The 21434-nt window shown below is 50.5% G+C and carries 14 protein-coding genes; 12 read left to right on the top strand and 2 right to left on the bottom strand.

From position 1 onward, the window contains the following. From ABJI30_RS16625 to ABJI30_RS16615, 3 genes are all read left to right on the top strand, one after another. Positions 1 to 2718 (top strand): autotransporter domain-containing protein (locus ABJI30_RS16625; RefSeq protein ID WP_348017805.1); only part of this gene is annotated, 2718 nt, incomplete at its 5' end. Positions 2719 to 3314: 596 nt separating this feature from the next. Next, complete coding sequence (locus ABJI30_RS16620; protein WP_348017804.1) at positions 3315 to 4886, top strand: winged helix-turn-helix domain-containing protein; 1572 nt, start codon at positions 3315 to 3317, stop codon at positions 4884 to 4886. Positions 4887 to 6418: 1532 nt separating this feature from the next. Then, the gene (locus ABJI30_RS16615; RefSeq protein WP_348017803.1) at positions 6419 to 7690 is read left to right on the top strand and encodes a tetratricopeptide repeat protein; all 1272 of its coding nucleotides are present in this window, start codon (positions 6419 to 6421) and stop codon (positions 7688 to 7690) included. Between the two features lie 172 nt (positions 7691 to 7862). Here ABJI30_RS16615 and ABJI30_RS16610 read toward each other — a convergent pair whose 3' ends face one another. Continuing rightward, positions 7863 to 9551, bottom strand: a complete 1689-nt coding sequence (locus tag ABJI30_RS16610) for a hypothetical protein (protein WP_348017802.1) — start codon at positions 9549 to 9551, stop codon at positions 7863 to 7865. A 204-nt stretch (positions 9552 to 9755) separates the two neighbouring features. On the opposite strand from ABJI30_RS16610, the gene ABJI30_RS16605 reads away from it, so the two are divergent. From ABJI30_RS16605 to ABJI30_RS16580, 6 genes are all read left to right on the top strand, one after another. After that, positions 9756 to 10853 carry an ABC transporter ATP-binding protein gene (locus ABJI30_RS16605; protein ID WP_348017801.1) on the top strand — a complete coding sequence of 366 codons (1098 nt, stop codon included), beginning with the start codon at positions 9756 to 9758 and terminating at the stop codon, positions 10851 to 10853. Between the two features lie 2 nt (positions 10854 to 10855). Next, complete coding sequence (locus ABJI30_RS16600; RefSeq protein ID WP_348017800.1) at positions 10856 to 11956, top strand: ABC transporter ATP-binding protein; 1101 nt, start codon at positions 10856 to 10858, stop codon at positions 11954 to 11956. Then, on the top strand, positions 11956 to 12831 hold the full coding sequence (locus ABJI30_RS16595) for a sugar ABC transporter permease (RefSeq protein ID WP_348017799.1): 876 nt from the start codon (positions 11956 to 11958) through the stop codon (positions 12829 to 12831). Before ABJI30_RS16600 ends, ABJI30_RS16595 begins: the two co-directional genes overlap by 1 nt. A 71-nt stretch (positions 12832 to 12902) precedes the next feature. Beyond that, positions 12903 to 13679: a carbohydrate ABC transporter permease gene (locus ABJI30_RS16590; RefSeq protein WP_348017849.1), complete on the top strand. Its 777-nt coding sequence runs from the start codon at positions 12903 to 12905 to the stop codon at positions 13677 to 13679. 29 nt (positions 13680 to 13708) lie between these two features. Next, complete coding sequence (locus ABJI30_RS16585) at positions 13709 to 13981, top strand: DUF2160 domain-containing protein (protein WP_348017798.1); 273 nt, start codon at positions 13709 to 13711, stop codon at positions 13979 to 13981. Positions 13982 to 14008: 27 nt separating this feature from the next. Next, the gene (locus ABJI30_RS16580) at positions 14009 to 15760 is read left to right on the top strand and encodes an ABC transporter substrate-binding protein (protein WP_348025467.1); all 1752 of its coding nucleotides are present in this window, start codon (positions 14009 to 14011) and stop codon (positions 15758 to 15760) included. Positions 15761 to 15851: 91 nt separating this feature from the next. On the opposite strand, the gene ABJI30_RS16575 is transcribed toward ABJI30_RS16580, so the two are convergent. After that, on the bottom strand, positions 15852 to 17105 hold the full coding sequence (locus tag ABJI30_RS16575; RefSeq protein ID WP_348017796.1) for a cytochrome c peroxidase: 1254 nt from the start codon (positions 17103 to 17105) through the stop codon (positions 15852 to 15854). Between the two features lie 272 nt (positions 17106 to 17377). Between ABJI30_RS16575 and ABJI30_RS16570 the strand changes: the two genes are divergently transcribed. The 3 genes from ABJI30_RS16570 to ABJI30_RS16560 all read left to right on the top strand — a co-directional run bounded on the left by ABJI30_RS16570 (position 17378) and on the right by ABJI30_RS16560 (position 21410). Continuing rightward, positions 17378 to 17959 carry a sigma-70 family RNA polymerase sigma factor gene (locus ABJI30_RS16570; protein WP_348017795.1) on the top strand — a complete coding sequence of 194 codons (582 nt, stop codon included), beginning with the start codon at positions 17378 to 17380 and terminating at the stop codon, positions 17957 to 17959. A 32-nt stretch (positions 17960 to 17991) separates the two neighbouring features. Continuing rightward, complete coding sequence (locus ABJI30_RS16565; protein WP_348025466.1) at positions 17992 to 18942, top strand: FecR domain-containing protein; 951 nt, start codon at positions 17992 to 17994, stop codon at positions 18940 to 18942. A gap of 416 nt (positions 18943 to 19358) precedes the next feature. Continuing rightward, positions 19359 to 21410 (top strand): TonB-dependent receptor, encoded by a 2052-nt coding sequence (locus tag ABJI30_RS16560; protein WP_348017793.1) that lies wholly within the window; start codon positions 19359 to 19361, stop codon positions 21408 to 21410. Positions 21411 to 21434: the final 24 nt, after the last annotated feature.

The following is a 21434-nucleotide window of genomic DNA, read 5'->3' as shown; positions in this document are numbered from 1 at the left end:
GGCAATGGCATCTTCGCCAGCGGCGCGGGCACCGAGCTGAGCGTAACCGCAAGCGATCTGGTGACCGGCGGCCTTTACGGCATGTATGCAACAAACACCGGCACAGGCACCACCAGCGTCAGCGCGGCCGCAGTGACCGGCGGCACTACGGCAATCCAGGTGGATGTTGGCACTGGCGGCGATGCCGTGAATATTTCGGTTACCGGCGCGGTTAGTGGCGGAACCAACGGCATCGTGAGTAACAATGCAGGCAGTGCCGTGCAAAATGTGAATGTGGCGAGCGTTACCGCCGGGACGGGAGATGGTATCAATGTTGTTAACAGCGGTACGGATCTGACTGTCACGGCATCCGGCGCGGTGAGCGGCGGCAGTAATGGCATAATTGCTGACAATCTCGGCTCTGGCGCCACCAGCATCCTGACCGCAGGATCTGTAACCGGCACATCCGGTGACGGAATTTCAGTAACGGGTGGTGCCAATGGCGAGGCGGTTGAAATCACCACGAACGGCGACGTCTCCGGCGGCGTTTCCGGAATTGCAGCAGATGCGGGCAGCGGTGCGCTGACGCTCACTATCGACGGTGATGTAACCGGCGGTGAGAATGGAATTGTCACCTGGACCGAAAATGGTGTGCAGCTGACTGTTGCATCTGGTCAGACGGTGACAGGTGGAACATATGGTATTGCCACACGGACCGGTAACAACAGTCTGACGACCAATGACCAGGTGACCATTGCGGGCATCGTCAACGGTCCGGTCTCAACGTTCGAAGGAGATGACATACTGATCCTGTCGGACGGCGGATTGCTGAATGATGCGGTTGACACCGGGGCAGGGGATGACAGTCTCACGCTGGCGTCCGGAGGGACCGCACTGGGCACGATTAACATGAACGCCGGCAATGACGTACTGAACCTGGACGGAACGGCCAGCGGTGCACTGAACGGCGGCGAGGGTATTGATACGGTCAACTTCAATGGCACGGGCCGAATGCTTGATGGAAGTGGAACAGATGGCGACGCGATAGATGCGTTTGAAATCTATAACTTCAACGGAGGGGGATATACTCTCGAAGGAACCCATTCCGGACTGACAGAGATCAATTTCAATGCAGGCACCAATTTTTGGGCAGGGGCTCTGGAATCAACCAGCTTAACCATTGCTAGCGTGGCATCGGTTGATATCAGCCAGGGTGCGTCCCTGACTGGCAATCTCGTGAACAGCGGCACAATGGACATTCTGGCCACCAGCAGCAGCGCGCTTGAGGTTACCGGGGACTTTACGCAAACGTCCGATGGTGTCCTTGTCTTGAGCGATGTTAATCCGATTCACTTTGACCAGCTGGTTGTTTCCGGTGATGTCACACTGGCAGGGTCGCTAACGCTGAATCAGACAAGCTTCACGGAAGATGATGTGCGCCTGATAGACGGTGGAACAGGACTGAACGGTACGTTTGATGGCGTCGTCAGCGGCCTCCTCATTACTCAGGAACTGGTTTATGACACCAGTGCCTTCGATGTATTGCTGACGACGACAGTCAACAATCTCTACGAGATTGATGGATTGACCGATCCGGATGACATTTCGGTCGCAGCCGATCTGTTGACGGGACTGCAGAATGATACCCTTGCAGACGGTTTCGAACTGATAGCGTTTGACATTGGTCTGATCGACAGCCTCCCGGTACTGGAAAGTGCGCTGACCGAGCTGCGTCCTGAGGTTGCAATCGGCGGGTTGGAAGTGTTCCGTTCTTCCCAAAACCTGTTTCTTAATCGTCTTGCGAATGAAAATGGGGTCAAGACAGGACAGACCCGCTCCGTCGAAACTGCAGCATTGGGTGATACATTATATGCGCCGGTACAGAAAACGGGCGAGCAGGTCTGGGGTCAAATTCAATATGTGTATCATGAGCAAGACGGTACCGGTTCAAATCCGGACTATTATGCCAATAGCTACGAACTGGCTGCCGGTATATCCAACCTTGCGTTGGGCGATGTATCGTTCGGATTTGCAGTCGGCTATGCAGACATTGAAACCGAAGAACGCGTAACTGCACCTGACAGTTCCACAATCAAGGTTTTCCGCGCCGGAATGACTGCCAGCGCCAACATGAATCCTTCCGATAGCGGTCTACAAGCCCATATTGACGGGACAGCGTCCTGGGCAGCAGGTACCCACGATATAAGTATGAACCTGGTCATACCCGCAGCGGGAGTTGCCACTGCGCAATCCACCAGCACCGACGTTAATTACGTTGGCGCCGGTATAAGGCTCACCGTTGATGGATTTGATGATAATGACTGGATGCTCAAGCCGCATGTCTTGGTTGCGTGGGATAACGTCCATCAGGATCTATTCACGATCGGATCGGGCCCTACGGCGTTCACAGCAGAAAGCGGTAACTTTGATCGGACGACATTCGGCTATGGACTGTCGATGAACCACAAATGGAATAACGGCATCACAATCAATGCATCGGTCAGCGGTTATCATTATGTCGGGGACACTCAGATTGGGCTGACATCGCAATTCGGTCAGAATAGCAACGGTGAATCGAGTTTCCTGACCACTGGTGAAAACATCAGGAACCAGTATGTCGTGGAAGCTGGATTTGAAAAGGCCTTCGGAGACGGATGGATTTTGTCTGCAGACGGGTTTGCGGAGTTTGGTGATCTGGAAGCGGTTGGAGGCTTGCTGAAATTGCGCAAGAAATTCTGATATCCGGTAACCCCAAGCCCGAGCGTGAAGCCAGTCCGGAGCCATTCGCAAAACTCATGACTGCCACAAAGAGAATCTGGATAACCTTAAAGGCGAAGAGGCCGTGGACTTCCAACTACCCGGTCTCTTCGCTGAAACGGCATGTCCCTCAACCAACCGAAAAAGACGCTTCCCTATCTCAATGAAAAGATGTTCTTTGCATCAACGGGATCGTAAAACCGGAATGCGGAGAGCAAGCCTACTCTGACGCAGTCTTCTGGCCAGGAGCGGCTTCACAAGATTAGGTGAAAGTTCTCGCCAAAAAAATATAGAAGTACCTCAGCATAATCCGTGCGATTGTTCAGCCGGTATCCTGATTTTAACCAATCAGCCCATGCAGCAATCCTCCTGTCACGATGCTCATTGCGAGATGAAAAATGGCGTAATTTTTTTAATTGTGGGCGCATTGGCGGCAGGGAGCATCAAGCTTATGAAGCAGAGTATCGTTTGCAAGAGGTTCTCAAGTGACTGTTTGGAGATGCTTTCAACAGGATATCATGACCGAAGATGAACTTTTCTGTCAAACCTGAGTCTGGACCCCCGGACTTCTTTGCTTTATGGCAAATAACCTTAGGGCCAGCATTTTTTCTATGATTTATCGATTTCAAGATTTTGAACTTGATTCACTTAACCATGAATTGCGTCAAGATGGCGTGCCTGTGAAACTCGAGCCTCAAGTTTTCAGACTGATAGACCTGTTGATCTCCAATCATAGTCGTCTGGTATCCAAGAACGAGCTTTTGCAAAAAATATGGAATGGTCGAATAGTCTCGCAATCGACGATTAACAGTCGTATTCGTTTGGCCAGACTTGCGATTGGTGATGACGGCAAAGGCCAGCGGCTCATAAAGACCATTCATAATCGCGGATTTCGTTTCGTTGGTCAGGTCATCGATAGTAGCAAGGTTGCCGTACCAAAAAACAAATCAAGTGATTGTAAACGAGGCAAGACCTCTATCGCGGTCATGGAATTTAATGATCTGTCTGATGAGCCGGATCATGATCAATTCGCCAATGGGCTTTGTCAGGACATTATCATTGCGTTGGCGAAGCTCCCCAGGCTTAGGATTGCTTCGGGTGATTCTGTTTTTAAAAGCACAGCTCGACCAGGAGAAATTGACTCCAGCAGAGATCTGCTGGATCCGGGATATATTCTTGAAGGAAGCGTGAGGCGGATTGATGACCGTCTGAGAATTACCGTCCAATTGATGGATGCATCGACGGGCTTTCATATCTGGGCCGAGCGCTATGAGCGCAAAAGACAGAATGTTTTCGACCTTCATGACGAAATCACGCGTGAGATTGTGTCATCGCTTCAGGTAAAACTATCATCCGGCGAACAGGCGCGAGCCTGGTCTAGCGGAACACGCAATTTTGAAGCGTGGGAAACCCTCGTGAAAGCACGGCAGTTTTGTCTAACGCACCGAAGACGATATGTGATGGAAGGCCGCGCACTGGCAAAACGTGCAATCAGCCTTGATCCAACATATGTTTCGGCGCTGCACTGGCTGGCTTATTCATATTGGGCGGAATCACGTGATGGATGGAGTCCTGATTCAAAATCCGCCCTTCAGCGATCAATGGAAATCTTGAAACAGGCACTGGCTATTGATCAAACTGATGCGAACCTTCTTTCATTGCTTGCGCTCGTACATCTTTCATTGAACGAACATGAGACGGCCATATTGAAGGCGGAAAAAGCTATCACTTTTGGACCCGGCAATGCCCATGCGTTTTCGAATTCAGGTTTTGTGCTGGCATATTCAGGTCGACCGAAAGATGCCATTCCGGTCGTGAGGAAGGCAATGGAATATGCACCGCTGTACAACGCCGGTACCGCTGCGATTCTAGCGGTCGCTCTATGGCTGGTTGGCAAAAATGAAGAAGCTGTTGCAGAAGCGAAAAATTGCCTGAGAATTGATCCGGACTATTACTACGCTTACTGTATATTAGCAGTTGTTTACTCCGAAACCGGGCAGAATGAAGCGGCACGTAACGCTGGCAAAGAAATTCTCAGAATATACCCGAGCTATACGACTGGCATGTTTGCCAACTCACATCCTATTCGTGAACCTGCTTCAAAGATTAGATTTGTGGCTGGCTTGCGCAACGGGGGCGTGCCCGACTAGAATTATTCAACAGAAGATTATGTTTGACCGTAGCTGCGAATAGCGGTTTGCGACAAAACAACCTGCCGAATAGGATGAGATGGCCCTTAGATATTCGTAAATCCTTGAACTTGTTAGAGTTTGCCTTCGAATTTGCTCGTCAAACCTCCATTGCAGCCACAAGTAACCAATTCTCAAATGCTCGATCATCAATCGGACCAATTTAAAAAATAGAGATGATCTAGGGTTTTTCTACATACTTTCTGAAAGCTTTACTCAACAAAATACATCATTTGACCAAAATGGACACGGTTTCCAAAAGCCGGAAAATTTGATTGCAATTGACAAAATCGGGAGGACTCAAAGTGGAGAAGAATTTTTTGCTGCAGATCGATAAGTCATTTGGTCAATTTGAATATGATGTTCAGACTCTGTATAGATGTAACTGTATCATCGCGCGCAAAGTGTGGTCAATTTCACAGATTGGCAGAGGCTGAATACAACCCATCAAACTGAGGTAGTGTGCTGTTCTGTTCCATGCGGCCGGAACATAACAGTTCTGCTGGCCTACAAGCATGAGGGATTGTGACAAACAGGCTGACATCTCTTCAGGAAAAGGAAGCGCGATATGCTCATTGACATAATGGCTATCATCGGTCTTTATCTAATGATTAGTTTCATAATTACAGCGCTTTACGTCAGGATAGGAAAGGATACAAAGCTGGTCACATTTTTTCGGAAACACTTCTTTTTTTTCGCTTTTTTCCCGATGTTCTATGTGATCCGAAAATTCATTCCGCATATAGTCTTCTTTGTCAGGATTGTCGTTCGTACTCCTCGACTGTTATTCGAAATGCTGTCAGGGAAAAAGACATATATCAAGCGGCGTAACGGTGGTTACAGCAGTGGTTCCCAAGAGTTTCGCATGTTGGCAAATTCACCCTCCTCAGAGAAGCCGTCGACGGTAAAAAACCTTGTTACAATTGACACAGAACAATAACTTTCGCTGCAGGGTCGTTTAAAAATTGAGTGAAACGATGCTTGCCTCCGCAATCTTTCGCTCGTCCGGATAATGAAAATGTACTAATCAAGAATTCACCGGCTCTCGGAGCAAATGACATTGTTTGGAGCGTTAATTTCTTTTGCGCTATGTTACCAATCGATATGTTTGTGTAGTAATATTTTTTGCGTTTTGTCAGATCGCTGTGCACCCTATGATATACAAATTTGAAGATTTTGAGTTAAACACTGAACAGCAAGAGTTGTTTCGCGCGGGCGTTTCCAGAAAGCTGCAACCACAGGTCTTTGCTCTGTTGGAGCTTTTGGTATCAAACCATCATCGTATCGTCACCAAAGATGAGATAAACGAGCGGATTTGGGGCGGCCGCATCGTTTCGGAGTCGGTAGTAAACAGCCGAATTTATTCTGTACGACAGGCAGTTGATGACGGGGGTAAGACCCAGCGTCTGATAAAGACCGTTCATAGCAGAGGGTTCAGATTCATAGCAGAGCCGAAGCTGATCACACATCGGGCCTCTCCGTCGGAAGCGGTTTTGGAGAACGAACCCGGTCACGATATTAGCGATACAATTGGTTCCGATGAAGAAGTGAATCGCCTGCTCGCCCGGCCGCCTTTTGGAATATCATCTATTGCGGTTTTGCCGTTTCAAAACATGTCAGAAAATCTGGAGCATCACCATTTTGTCGACGGAATATGTGAAGACATAATTACCGCGCTGACAAAAGTTCCTCGCTTGTTTGTTCTCGGTCGTGTCTCTCTTTCCAACTACAGGGATCGTCCCGTCGACATACAAGCAATCGGGCGCGAGCTTGATGTCCAATATGTGCTTGAGGGCAGTGTGAGATGTTCAGATAACCGGTTCAGAATAACGGCACAGCTTATCGAAACGTCGACGGGTGATCACATTTGGGCCGAACGATTTGATAGGGAAATGCAGAATATCTTCGCTCTGCAAGACGAAATGACCCGAGAAGTTATAACCGCGCTCCAAGTCGAATTGGTAGACGGAGAAGACGCCCGCTTGTGGTCGAGCGGAACCACAAATTATCAGGCCTGGGAAGCCGTAATGAAGGCGCGGGAACTGTGCCTGACCCGTCGAAAGTTCAATGTAATCGCCGGACGCAAACTGGCACAAAAAGCAATCGCATTGGATGAAAACTATGGTGGAGCATGGAACTGGTTAGGATATTCCTACTGGGCCGAAACGCTGGGAGGGTGGTCAGACGATACTGTACTGGCATTGAGCTTGGCAAAAGAGGCGGCAGAACGAGGATTGGAGATTGATGAAACCAATGCTGGGATGCTCGGATTGCTTGCACTGGTGATGATATCAATGCGACAATATGAAACCGCAAATGAACTAGCCCATCGCGCAATCGAATTTGGGCCGAACAACAACTATGCAATTGGCTGTGCCGGAGCCATAAAGATGTATTGCAATGAGCTTGAACTGGCGGAATCCATGCTCAGAAAGGCAATGAAACTTGCCCCTTTGTACAAGGCAGGAAATCCTGAAATTCTGGCAGCAACACTGATGTTGATGAAGCGATACGATGAAGCAATTGTGGCTGCCAATGAATGCCTTGAACTGGATCCTGACTATTTCTACGCATATTGCACTCTCGCAATCGTCTATTGTGAATTGGGTCGTGATCAAGACGCCGCATTAGCGGCCAGGAACATCCTCAGAATCAATCCGGAATATACTGTGCAAACATTCGCCGTGCATCAACCATTCCAAGATAAGGAAAGTCTCAATCGATGTCTGGCGGGGCTTCGCAAAGCCGGTATTCCGGAAGGTTAGGTTTGAAAAAACCATATAATCATTTTCGCAACCCCACTTTAGGAAAATTGAGCTGCTCACAAATTTGCAATTCTGACTGTGGCTTTTCCTGGAGCAGAAATCGGATATCTAGATAATGAACAAACGGCTAATTGCGCTTTGTTTCGCTTCTTTTAGCTTTTATTCTGCATGTTCAATTTATGGTGCTTTCTTGGTAACTTGCGGCCGTCCTCATAGTTGTTTCATTCCTTGATCCCGCCCAATTTTTCCAGGCACCAATATCATAACCGAAATGCTTTCCGCTCACCGCAGTGAGAGTACCGATTACTTGTGAGCGAAGCCATGGCGGGTCATTTGCAAAATCCATTCTGGCCAACAGCGCTTCCAGCGTTTTTCGATCATTCTGACCAGATGCTGCGACCGCGCGCAATGCGCTTAATACCACCTCAAAATATTTTTCATAACTATTTGGCTTAGAGGTCCAGGGGGCGGCCAGATAAGAAATCGGTACATTGGCATGACCAGCCTTCTCCATGCCCGATAAAACCAAAGAGCGCGCAAATTCTTTTGCGTTGAGCTGCATGCCTCCACCGAAGGCTCGTATCGTCACCGACGGCAACTCTGCTTTCAGACGTTCTGCAAAAAAGCCGGAAGGCGCCCCGTTGACGGAAGCCTGGGCGATTAGCTGACGCGCTTCGCTGATGCCATTTCCGGCGTAGCTGGCAGGATCGGCCAGCAGTGCATCAATTTTGCGACCGGCGGCCTTCCAATCTGTTGCGACCTTCCGGTTGGGACTCTGCGAGACGAGTGCGGGGGGAGGATTACCAACTGGAATGTCATGTTTGCGCGGTCCCCAGACAATTCCGCGTCCGTCGTCTCCGGCACCGGCAATATAAATTGCTCCGGCAACGGCTTGAATGGACACAGGTCGACCTTGTTCGAGATCGCCATGACGGAACCAGGAATTTCCCTTCGGGCTCGACCATAACCGTCCGTCATTGGACACGACCCAAAGTTGATACCCGTCGCTGGCCAGATCGACGAACGGACCGGTAAATCCGACACGGACAGATCTTCGCCCGTCAAAACGCCAGATTTCTCTCTCCCGACCACGCCCCACAATGCCGAAAAGTCCATCCCGGTGAACCGTAAGACCATTGAAGTAACGATTAAGCGGCCAGCTACTGACGTTTCGGAATCCGGAACCAGTCCAACGGACAAGACGCTTTACCTTGGCGTCATTCAATGAGGCATATGTAGCGCCGGAAAAAACGATCATTTCCTTGATCCGACTGACATGGGTTGAGGGCGTTGGGTGAATATAGAATTCCTGCCAGTTGCGGCCATCGTCGCGAGATAACTGCATGCCGGCGTTTCGGGTTCCGGTGATTGCCAGTAATCCGCCATTCCACTCGAGCAACTGACTGGTGTGATAGATGGGGGGATTGGAAATGATCAACGGTTGCCAGGTTTTGCCGTCGGTAACTTCGATAATACCATTGCCCGCGGATTGCAGGGCATCCTCGAAAGGCCAGTACATCAGTCCCTTGAAGATCAAAGGGTGTCCGGCATCCTGACTGTATAAATGACGTTCATAGCGTATTTCGCGCGTTTTCGGATTGAAACTCCAGATGTCGGCTGAATTATGATTGCGACCCTTGACCGAATTGGCAAACCATAATTTCCCCTGATATCCGATCAACCGCGAAGCGACGGGCCAGGGGCCGACTTGCGCAATGACATTCAGTTGCAATTTTTTGGTGTCGGTGATGGATGTTTCTGATCCGGTATCGGCCGAGATATCCTGGGTGAACCAGGCTGCTGCTGAAACAGCCAAGCCAAGCAGCAATAACAAAATCAAAGCAATGCGCGATGCGTTCATCACTTGGGTCTAAGAGCCAATCGGTCAATTGCAATGGATTTTCTATATACGTTGCGCGCCATTTGATGCCATAGATCGGTTGTCGCCCAATCCTTCAAAAATCGCGCGGCAAGTTCTTGGTGGGGGAAAGATGCTCAGAATTGCTGTTTATGGAAACGGAGCCATGGTCATCCGACCGGCTGGCGCATCTACTGAGGACACTTCATGAGCTTGCGACTTGAAGGAATCTCAAAAATCGTTGGTGCTGAAACGCATATCTATCCCACCGATATCGAACTGCAACGGGGAACGATGAACGTTCTTCTGGGGCCGACCTCGTCTGGCAAGACTTCATTGATGAGACTGATGGCGGGTCTGGACAAGCCAAATTCCGGCAAGATCTTTTGGAATGGGAAGGACGTTACGAAAAAGCGCGTGCAGGATCGCGATATCGCAATGGTGTATCAGCAGTTCGTCAACTACCCATCGATGACCGTACGCGATAATATCGCATCTCCGCTGAAGCTGCAAAAAAAGCCGGAAGACGAGATCGATGCGAAAGTTCGAGAAATGGCCGACTTGCTGAAGCTCAATTCCATTCTTGATCGCAAGCCGGATGAAATCTCCGGAGGGCAACAACAAAGATGCGCGATGGCGCGGGCCCTGGCAAAAGATGTCGGCCTCGTTCTGATGGACGAACCGCTTGCAAATCTGGACTACAAACTGCGCGAAGAGTTGCGCATCGAAATCCCGAAACTGTTTGAGGCATCCGGAAGCATTTTTGTCTACGCGACAACGGAACCGGAAGAAGCTTTGCTGTTGGGGGGAAGCACGGCGACAATCTGGAATGGCCGCATCACCCAATATGGAGCTGCTATGGATGTCTATCGCCATCCTGTGGATGAGACCACGGCTCGCGTTTACTCCGATCCGCCAATGAATTTTGTGCCGGTCAGAAAAAGCGGAGCCACGGCCAGGTTTCCGGATGGGCAATCGACAACACTGAACGACAATATGACCAGATTACCCGATGGAGAATATCGAGCAGGTTTTCGCGCCCATCATCTAGAAACAACCAGTGTTTCGCCGGGTGCTCTTGAATTTTCCACAAAACTGACCGTCACTGAACTTGGCGGTTCAGATACATTTGTTCACCTTGATGCTTTGGGTGAAAAATGGATCGGGTTGATTCCCGGACTTCAGACTTTTGAGGTTGGGCAAATTCTGAACCTGTGCCTAAACCCTGAGAATATCTTCTTTTTTGACAAGGACGAAAAGCTGGTGGCATCACCAAAACATGAACCTGACAAGGCGAGGGGTTAGGCTTGGCATCTCTCACACTTGAAAATCTGACGCACAGCTACCTTCCCAATCCCAGGGCAGATGAGGATTTCGCCCTCAAGGAGATTCATCATACCTGGGAGGATGGCAGGGCCTATGCCTTGCTGGGCCCCAGCGGTTGCGGCAAAACAACATTGCTCAATCTGATTTCCGGTTTGCTCACTCCAACCAGCGGACGCATTTTGTTCGATAACAAAGATGTCACAGCATCATCGACCGTTGAACGCAACATTGCGCAAGTTTTTCAGTTCCCGGTTGTCTATGACACGATGACGGTTGGCCAAAACCTGGCTTTTCCCTTGCGTAACCGACGTATGACACCCGACTATGTGTCCGAGCGGGTACAGCGGATCGCGGACATGATTGGCCTGGAAGCAGAGCTGCACAAAAAGGCGCGAGGATTGACTGCCGACATCAAACAGAAAATTTCGCTCGGGCGCGGGATGGTTCGTGATGATGTAAATGCGATACTTTTTGACGAACCGCTGACGGTTATTGATCCCCATTTGAAATGGGAATTGCGGACACAACTCAAATCCTTGCATCGGGAATTTGGGCACACCATGATTTATGTAACTCACGATCAGACCGAAGCGCTGACATTTGCCGAAAAAGTCGTGGTGATGCATGACGGCCGCGTGGTACAAATCGGCACGCCGAAAGAGCTTTTTGAATCTCCGGCACATGTATTTGTGGGCTATTTTATCGGTTCTCCCGGAATGAACTTTATTCCCGTTTCGGTTGCAGGGAACCAGGCTCGCACAAATGGGGAAACGATCGAATTAGGCGTGGATTATGCGGATCCGGGCGGTGAACTTCTTTTGGGGATACGGCCAGAGTTCGTCCGATTGACAAAAGGCGATGGTTTGCCGGTTCAAGTAAATCGCGTTCAGGATGTCGGAAGACATAAATTTATCACCGCAACCCTGTTTGATGTCGAAATCACGATCTCTGCCGAAGAGGGATTTGAAATTGAAACTGACATGACCAGCGTGGATTTTGATCGGACCAAGATTGGTATTTTTTGCGATGACTGGCGCATCGACGGCAAATTTGTCGATGATCCCCGAGGAGGCTCTGCCTGATGGAAAAGCCTGTTAATCAGCGCGCCTGGCTTTTGGTTCTACCGGTACTGATCCTGGTTGCCTTTTCATCGATCATTCCCATGATGACCGTGGTCAACTATTCCTTTCAGGATAGTTTCGGAGAAAATATTTTCTTTTGGGTTGGCCTGGAATGGTACCGGGAACTGCTCCATTCCGAACGCCTGTGGCATGCGCTGGGACGACAGCTCCTATTTTCTTTCATTGTCCTCTTGATTGAAATACCGCTGGGTGTGCTGGTCGCTCTCTGCATGCCAAAAAAAGGATTATCAGTCTCGATCTGCCTGGTTCTGATGTCTTTGCCGTTGCTGATTCCATACAATGTTGTCGGAACGATCTGGCAGGTTTTCGGACGCGCAGATATCGGCCTTCTCGGCCGGCTATTGTCCGACTTGGGTATCTCCTACAATTATTCACAGAACGCTTTTGACGCCTGGGTTACCGTGATCATGATGGATGTCTGGCACTGGACATCGTTGGTCGCACTGCTCGCCTATGCCGGATTACGGTCGATCCCGAGCGCTTATTATCAGGCCGCCAAAATAGACCAGGCTAGCCGCTGGAGTGTCTTTAGATATATTGAACTGCCAAAAATGCGTGGTGTATTGATGATCGCCATTTTGCTGCGCTTTATGGACAGTTTCATGATCTATACCGAGCCGTTTGTTCTAACCGGTGGAGGTCCAGGAAATGCGACTACATTCCTATCGATAGATTTGGTGAAAATGGCACTTGGGCAATTTGATCTAGGTCCTGCAGCCGCATTCTCGCTCATGTACTTCCTTGTTATTCTGCTCATATCCTGGGTCTTCTACACGGTCATGATTACCGTAGAGAAAAGTGAGGCCCAGCAATGAGCAAGGGCCTCTCACCTACCAAAAACCGCAACTCAAAGTCGCTGCCGAACAGGCGCGCAGCAAATGTCGTGATGATAGTATATCTGGTTTTCCTGCTTGTCCCGATTTACTGGCTCGTCATCATGAGCTTCAAGTCGAACTCCGAAATTTTGAGTTCGTTCACACTCTTTCCGAGTGATTTTACCTTGAAGAACTACCAGACCATTCTTCAGGATCCTTCGTGGTATATGGGTTATGTAAACAGCTTCATTTATGTGTCACTCAATACGGTTATTTCCCTTTCGGTTGCATTGCCAGCAGCATATGCATTTAGTCGGTATCGGTTTTTCGGCGACAATCATCTGTTCTTCTGGTTGCTCACAAATCGCATGGCACCGCCTGCCGTCTTCGCGCTGCCTTTCTTTCAACTATACTCGAGTGTGTCACTGTTCGACACGCACATTGCCGTTGCCTTGGCGCATTGTCTGTTCAATGTTCCTCTCGCCGTGTGGATATTGGAAGGCTTCATGCGCGGTGTCCCAAGAGAAATTGACGAAACCGCATTTGTTGACGGTTATGGATTTACCAGATTCTTCACAAAAATTTTCATTCTGATGATTGCGCCCGGAATTGGCGTGACCGCGTTTTTTTGCTTCATGTTCAGTTGGGTTGAATTGTTGTTGAGCCGAACGCTCACCAGCGTCGACGCCAAGCCCATTACGGCGATCATGACCCGAACTGTTTCGGCGTCCGGACTGGATTGGGGGGTCCTGGCTGCGGCCGGTGTTTTGACCATCATCCCCGGAGCAATCGTGATCTATTTTGTCCGTAATCACATTGCCAAGGGTTTCGCCCTTGGGCGGGTTTAAGGGGATTTGACATGGGGGAGAATGACTAGATGGAATGGATGGCCTGGACATTGCCCACTGCAATTTTCTTCATCTGCATTGCCGTGACTTTGATTGGCATGGCGCTGTTGCACAGAAAATATCCCAGCGTCCCGAGAGTTGGTGTGTTAGGCATAGAAACGATGCGTGGCGACAGGCTGTTCATTACACTGCTTGGCTCTGCCTTTATCAATCTTGCATGGATTGGCTTGCTGGACGCGCCGCAATATGGGGCGCTCGCAATCTGTGGGTTATTTGCAGTTTGCGTGTTTCGCTGGGTATAGAACGGAAAAAAAGATCGGATCAATGAAATGAAAAACATGCGAACAACCGCAATCCTTTGCATGAGCCTTGCGACATTCTCGTGCTCGGATTCAGAAGAAGCTGGCAATGGCGGCGTCAATGCCGTGGACATGTCGGACCCGGCGGCGGCGACCCAATCTTTCCTCGATGAAGAAATTGGAGCGCTATCAAGTCTGAGCAGAGCTGAACAGGAAGCGGAACTCGCGTGGTTTACGGAAGCAGCGAAACCGTTCAGGGGAATGGAGATTTCGGTCGTTTCAGAGACCATCGCCACGCACGAGTATGAGTCCAAGGTTCTTGCCCCGGCCTTTTCAGCGATTACCGGGATCAGGGTGACGCATGATCTTATCGGAGAAGGCGATGTGGTCGAGAAACTGCAAACACAGATGCAGTCGAACGAAAACATCTATGATGCCTATGTCAATGATTCCGACTTGATAGGTACGCACTGGCGCTATCAGCAGGTCCGCAATTTGACGGACTGGATGACCGGAGAAGGTGCTGATGTGACCAGCCCAACGCTTGATCTGGCAGACTTCATAGGCACCAGCTTTACAACCGGCCCGGACAAAAAATTGTATCAATTGCCCGATCAGCAATTCGCGAACCTCTATTGGTTCCGGTACGATTGGTTTACTGATCCCGATATCAAAGCCGACTTCAAGGCGCAATTTGGCTATGAACTTGGAGTCCCGGTCAACTGGTCAGCTTATGAGGATATCGCAGAATTCTTCACAGGCAGAGAGATTGATGGGAAAAAAGTCTATGGCAACATGGATTATGGCAAGAAAGATCCGTCGCTGGGATGGCGTTTTACGGATGCGTGGATGTCGATGGCAGGCATGGGATCCGTCGGAGAACCCAACGGCTTGCCCGTTGACGAATGGGGAATCCGTGTAAACGAGAACTCTCAGCCGGTAGGATCGTGTGTTGCGCGGGGAGGGGCCACCAATTCTCCGGCCGCGGTATATGCGCTGGCCAAATATTCCAAATGGCTTTCAGATTATGCGCCCCCGTCTGCAGCCGGGATGACGTTTTCCGAAGCAGGGCCCGTGCCGGCGCAAGGTGCCATTGCGCAACAGATGTTCTGGTACACAACGTTCACGGCAAACATGGTTGGAGAAAATGCTTCTGCTGTCCTTTATGATGACGGAACACCGAGATGGCGCATGGCACCCAGTCCCCACGGAGCCTATTGGCAAGATGGCATGAAGGTCGGATATCAGGATGCCGGAGCCTGGACACTCATGAAGTCGACACCCACTGAACGGGCAAAAGCGGCATGGCTCTATGCACAGTTTGTGACGTCAAAAACAGTAGACGTCAAAAAAGCCCATGTCGGTCTGACGTTCATCCGGGAATCCACCATTCAACATGACAGTTTTACGGAACGTGCCCCCAAACTGGGCGGGCTGGTGGAGTTTTATCGTTCTCCTGCGCGCATCCAATGGTCTCCGACCGGTACCAATGTTCCTGACTATCCTCGACTGGCACAGCTTTGGTGGCAGAATATTGGCGATGCCTCTTCGGGGACCAAAACGCCGCAAGCCGCACTTGATTCCTTGTGTGAGCAGCAAGAACGCGTTCTCAGCCGTCTGGAGAGATCGGGATTGCAGGGGGATCTCGGACCGAAGCTCGATAAGGAGCGCGGAAATGCCTATTGGTTGAATCAACCGGGATCACCGAAGCCCAAGTTGGCCAACGAGAATCCCAAACCGTTGACAATCGAGTATGACGAGTTGATCGCTACCTGGCAGTAGAGAGGCTGTTCACACGTCTGATCAACATGGGTTGGAAAACAAGCCGCGACTGTCCTGGTCGCCAATCAGTGAAATGGTGGATGGACGTGTTTCACTGGCGGAAAGGATTGGTAAACCGGATATCGGACGCCAGACTATTGTCCGTCAGGGTTTCCATGAAATCAACCAGAGCTTGCTTGTCTGCATCCGACAGGTTGAGTCTCTGGGGGTTGTTTCCCTGTCGCAAACGATTGTCGAGAGCGGGACCATCCTGGATTCCACTGTTATAATGTTCCACCACTTCAGCAAGGGACGAGAACCGGCCATCGTGCATGAAGAAGCTTGAGAGCGCGACGCCTTTCAGCGACGGAGATTTAAATTCGATCGTCTCACCGGCATCCAGTCCGTTACTGTCGCTATTTCCCGCAAGCGCAAAAGTTGGCGCTTGGTGGCAAGATGAGCACCCGGCACCACCATTGTTCCGACCAGACATGAACAATTGTCGCCCGCGATTCTCCGAAGCTGTAAATCCGGGCAGATTAACATTGAGGTTTCGGTTTTGGGCATTGGGATTGAAGACCTGTGCGTAAGCCTGATCCCAGCGGCTGTCCGAAGAGATCATCGCTCTTTCAAATTGTGCGAGCGCTTGCTGCATGCGCGGTTCGGTAATCGTGGCATTGCCAAAGGCGAATTCGAACAGGGCCGGGTAATATTCCAGACCTTCCATTCGCGTGATCAGCGCATTTATCCCACCTGCGGCATCATCCCAGCCCATTTCAACCGGGTTCTTGATTGGTTCCGTCGCCTGTTCCTCAAGGGAATCTGCCCGTTTGTCCCAAAAGGCGGAACCGGGTTGGAAATATCGTGCATTTCCAAGTCGCATCGCGTGAGCTGCCGTGAAGGTACCTCCGGCGAATCCGGTGCTAAATCGATCCGGATCATCAAAGCCCGCCGATTGCTGATGACAGGAAGCGCAGCTTTTGGTGTTATTGATGCTCAACTGGGTATCGTAAAACAGCACACGGCCAAGCGTTGCTATCCGGTCTTCCAGTTGATTATTGGCTGGTTCATTGTCCCGATTGACAACGGTGTTGTCATAATAAGCAGGCAGATTTGGGTTGGCGTAGTTCAGCAGATTATCAAGATCAATGGTCGTAAACTGCGCAACAATTTGTGCCAGACTGGTCGGAGTAGGTGTGGGGGATGGCGCTGGTGTTGGTGTGGGGACAGGGGTCACCGTCACCGGAAGGGTCACGGATGAATTTTCACCGCCATTGCCATCCCCGCCACCGCAAGCCTGCAACAACAAACAGGAAGCGATGGTGAAAGTCGAAAATCTTGTACGTTGAACGAGATACCGAGACACAACTAAACTCTCCATCAAACTGTCGGGGATTGGTTGCCCCTGTTTGATGAAACAACGTCGCCAGAATGAACAACCCGCATGTCTGAAAGAATTTTTTCGGCTGTGAATCCGTATAGCGTTGATTTACAATGATATTTATTATTCTGACCTAGAAGGTCCACATATCAGATTGGAAGAGTGTCTTAGACTTTGATCGTGGGTTTTGAGACTGCCGGAAGACTGGCTGGTCAAAATCAAAATGTTGTTCACGCCGTTTGTAAATTCAATCGGGCGTGTTAGTGAACCTTCCGAAGTCAACGTTGGAACAGTCACCTTTGCACTCAGATAAAAGCGGCCTTTCTCAAGTTTTTGAAGATAATCGCTCGGCGTTGCTGAGGTTCTTGACCGCACGCACACGCGATCCCTCTCAGGCCGAAGACTTGCTGCAGGATGTCTGGATCAAGATCGACACACACACGCAATCCGGTCCGATTGACAATCCGTTGGGCTATCTTTTCAAGATGTGCGAAAATGTGGTTCGTGATGCCAAGAGGTCAGAAGTCCGCAAGCTGGCGCGCGAAACCCTGTGGTCTGAAAGCCAGTCGGATATTTTCGCTCAGCGAGGCGACCAATTGACCCCCGAAAAAATTGCACTCGAACGCGACCAGCTCAAACACGCACTATTGGAACTGGAAAAACTACCGGACCGGACGCGTCAGATATTTATCGACTTTCGCCTGAACGAAATTACCCAAAAGGAAATTGCGGCAAATCTGGACATTAGTATCAGCGCGGTTGAGAAGCATCTCCAGCGCGCCTATCGTGTGGTTATGGATTACCGCAAAAAAGATGATGCGGGGTTGAACAGACCATGACGTCTGACTCACATATGAATGAGAAACCCGTCTTGACCGATGCTATATCCGCGACAGCGATCCAATGGGTCTTGCGCCAGCGTGACGGAGATATGCAAGCGACAGATTGGACGGCTTTCACCGAATGGCTCGAGGCGGATCCCAAGCATTTGACTGCCTATGACCGGGTACTGGAGGCGGATGATGATCTGGCCACCGTTGGGCAAAAGCTGACACCAGCTAGCGACGGAAACCGTGATCCCGATGAAAGTGTGGCCGCGAATGACAATGGCGGCGGACTATTGTCGCGCTGGCCCGCTTTCGGTGCCTTGGCAGCCGTGCTTTTGGCCTTTGTAGTATTCTGGCCAGCATCACCATCTCCGCAATTTGCAACACTGCAAACCGAAGTCGGTGAAATTCGCGAAGTGGCGATCAATTCTTCGATCTCGATGGTTGTGAACGGCAATAGCAAACTGACGCTGGACAAGGAATCCGCTACCGTGCGGATGCAGCATGGAGAGGCCACTTATCGCGTGAACAGTCCGGAGCCCGGGGCATTGCGAGTGGAGATCGATAGCCTGGTTCTCGTCGACTATGGCACGGTCTTCAACGTTATCCGAGACGACGATAATCTGAGAGTTGCAGTGATCGAAGGCGCCGTGATGATTGACCCGCAAGGTTCTGAAATACTCGTGACGGCTGGTGAACAAATCAAGATGCAGCTGAAGGATAAAACGTTGATGCGCAGCGATGTAGAGCTGGACGCAGTTCTTGCCTGGCAAGGCCGACAATTGTTGTTTGAAGATCGACCGGTTGCGGAAGTCATCGATGATATTGAACGCAATTTTGGAACCCGCATATCCGTGTCTGACAATGTGTCAGATCAAAATGTATCGGGCGTGATCAGTTTGGAAAATGGCGAAGCCACGGTCATCACTGATGTCGCAGCTATTCTGGGAAGTACCGCACAAAAAACCGAAGCCGGATGGATTATAGGGAACTGATCTCGAGTTGATTCTTGCTCGAGTGATCTCAATATCATAGTGCTTCAATCCGCATGATGCAGCTCCCGAACATTTTTTTAGCTCAGCGAATTTGCGCGGCTCTTGTACTGGTTGTTTCCTCTTGTTTTCTGCTGACCGGAGAATTGCATGCACAGGACCGGATTGCGATTGATATCCCTGCGGGGCGTCTGGGCAATGCATTGCGAGTTGTAAGCAAACAGGCCAATATTTCGGTGATAGGCGCGAGTAGAGGCTTGTCTGCAATTCGAACGCCAGCAGTTCGAGGAAATATAACGGCAGCTGAAGCATTGCGGCGTTTGCTTAGTACAACCCCTTACCGCGCCCGGCAAATTAACAGCCGCTCGTTTCGAATTGAACGTCGACCCGCAATACCAAGATCAGACCCGCAAGCTTCGATGCGAACCGATCCTGCGCAGGCTGCTCGTCCTCGCCCTGCACAACAGCCCAGACCGGTGCCAATTGTCGTGAACGCGACAAAACTGGACTACACGCTTCGTGACTATTCCGGCTCGGCGCAAAGCGTTTCCCTTCAGGATATTACCTTGGGAGAGGCCGCTGGCGGTCTCGACCAGATCCTTTCCCAACTGCCGGTTACGAGTAGTACCGCCCTGGGCTCCGGCCAGAATAAAATTTTTGTGCGCGGTATCGCCGACAGCAGTTTCAATGGACCGACCCAGTCCACAATCGGGCTGTATCTCGGCGAACAGCGTCTGACCTACAGCGCATCCAATCCTGATCTGCGGCTATACGATATGGAACGCCTGGAATTGCTGGAGGGCCCCCAGGGAACTCTTTATGGTGCGGGATCGATTGGCGGTGTGATCCGGCTGGCACCCACTGCACCAAGCCTGGATCGCAGTGCGGTCACGTTCTGGGTGTCCGGCACCGCGACAAGCGGCGGTGCGCCAGGATATGATTTCGCAGCCATGGCCAATTTGCCTATCACAGAGAATGAAGCGTTGCGCGGGGTATTCTACCGTGGACAATCCGGTGGTTATATTGACGATAGTCTCCGCAATCTCAAAAATATCAACGAGACTGAAGTCACGGGCGGGCGACTGGCATTTCGTTCGGAATTGTCATCGAACTGGTCGCTGAACCTTTCCGGTTTTGGTCAAAAAACCGAAGCACGCGACGGGCAGTATATCAATGCGCGTTTGCCCGGGCTGAGCCAGAGAAATTCAACCGCGCAGCCTTTCGGTGCAGAGATCTGGGGGGTAAATGCAACCCTTAACGGTGTGATCGGCAGTCATCAGATCGTGTCGAGTACCGGGATTCTCGATCATGATTTGAATACACGATTTGATTCTAGCGGAATACCCAGCATGTTGCCGCAACAGGCTTATGATGAAACCCGCAAAATCGAGATGTTTAGCCACGAAACGCGACTCTCAAAAAATGATGGCGGGCCGTTTTCTTGGCTGATTGGAATCAGCGCACTGCGTCACCAGGATGATTATCGGCAATTGATAACGAACACTAATGGCGATGCGCCGCCGCCGTTCGCGAATATTGTCTATACGATTTCCGAATATGCTGTCTTTGGAGAGGCGAACTATGCGGTGAGTGATCGCTTTTCAGCGGCCGTGGGTGGCAGGCTGCTCTATTCGCAAGGCAAGACCCGGCGGACATTTGGTGCGGCAAACACTGTCGAGCCGGAAACAGAATCAAAACGTTTGCTGCCGACCGCAGCGCTGTCATGGCGCGTTTCGGATGATGTCACCAGCTATGTTCGCTTTCAGCAGGGGTATCGCACCAACGGCATCACAGTCGAAAGACTGGTCAATGGCGATCCACGGATATCGCGTTTCGATCCGGACAAGGTGGATTCCGTGGAAGTCGGGATGAAGGGAATGCTCAATACCGATATACCGGTCAATTTTAGTCTTGCGGCCAGCTACATGAAGTGGCGAGACGTACAGGCCGACCTCATTGATCCAAACGGCTTTACCTTGACCCGCAATATTGGAGATGCGGACATTTTCGGACTGACGATGCAAAATGTCGCACAGCTGACCAGTGATCTGAACCTTTCCAGTTCTTTTTTCCTGAACCAATCGCGTGTGATGCGATCTACGCCAAGAAACTCAGCGTTCAGCACCATGCTGCCGAACATTGCACCTTATGGTGCCCGACTGGCTCTGCGCTATCGTCATAATATTGGCGACAATTCAGAGCTTATTGCGCTGGCCAGTCTGGAATATACCGGAGAGTCGGTGCTCGATATCGATGCTTTGCGGCAGGTCAGGCAGGGTAATTTTGCCAGCTCCGATATTTCACTGACATGGCGAAAGCCGTTGTGGGAAATCGGTCTCGAAGCCAATAATATAACTGATACGCGCGGCAATCGCTTCTCGTTCGGCAATCCTTTTCAAATTCGACAGGAAGACCAGCAAGTCCCATTGCGGCCGTTTAACGTTCGGCTTTCAGCAAAAATTCAACTCTGAAACCTTCTGAAAAAGAAGCGTTTT

Source organism: Parasphingorhabdus sp. (assembly GCF_039968395.1).
Taxonomy (GTDB): Bacteria; Pseudomonadota; Alphaproteobacteria; order Sphingomonadales; family Sphingomonadaceae; genus Parasphingorhabdus.
The sequence above is the reverse complement of the archived record's forward strand: the minus strand, read 5'-3'. Positions and strand labels throughout refer to the sequence as shown.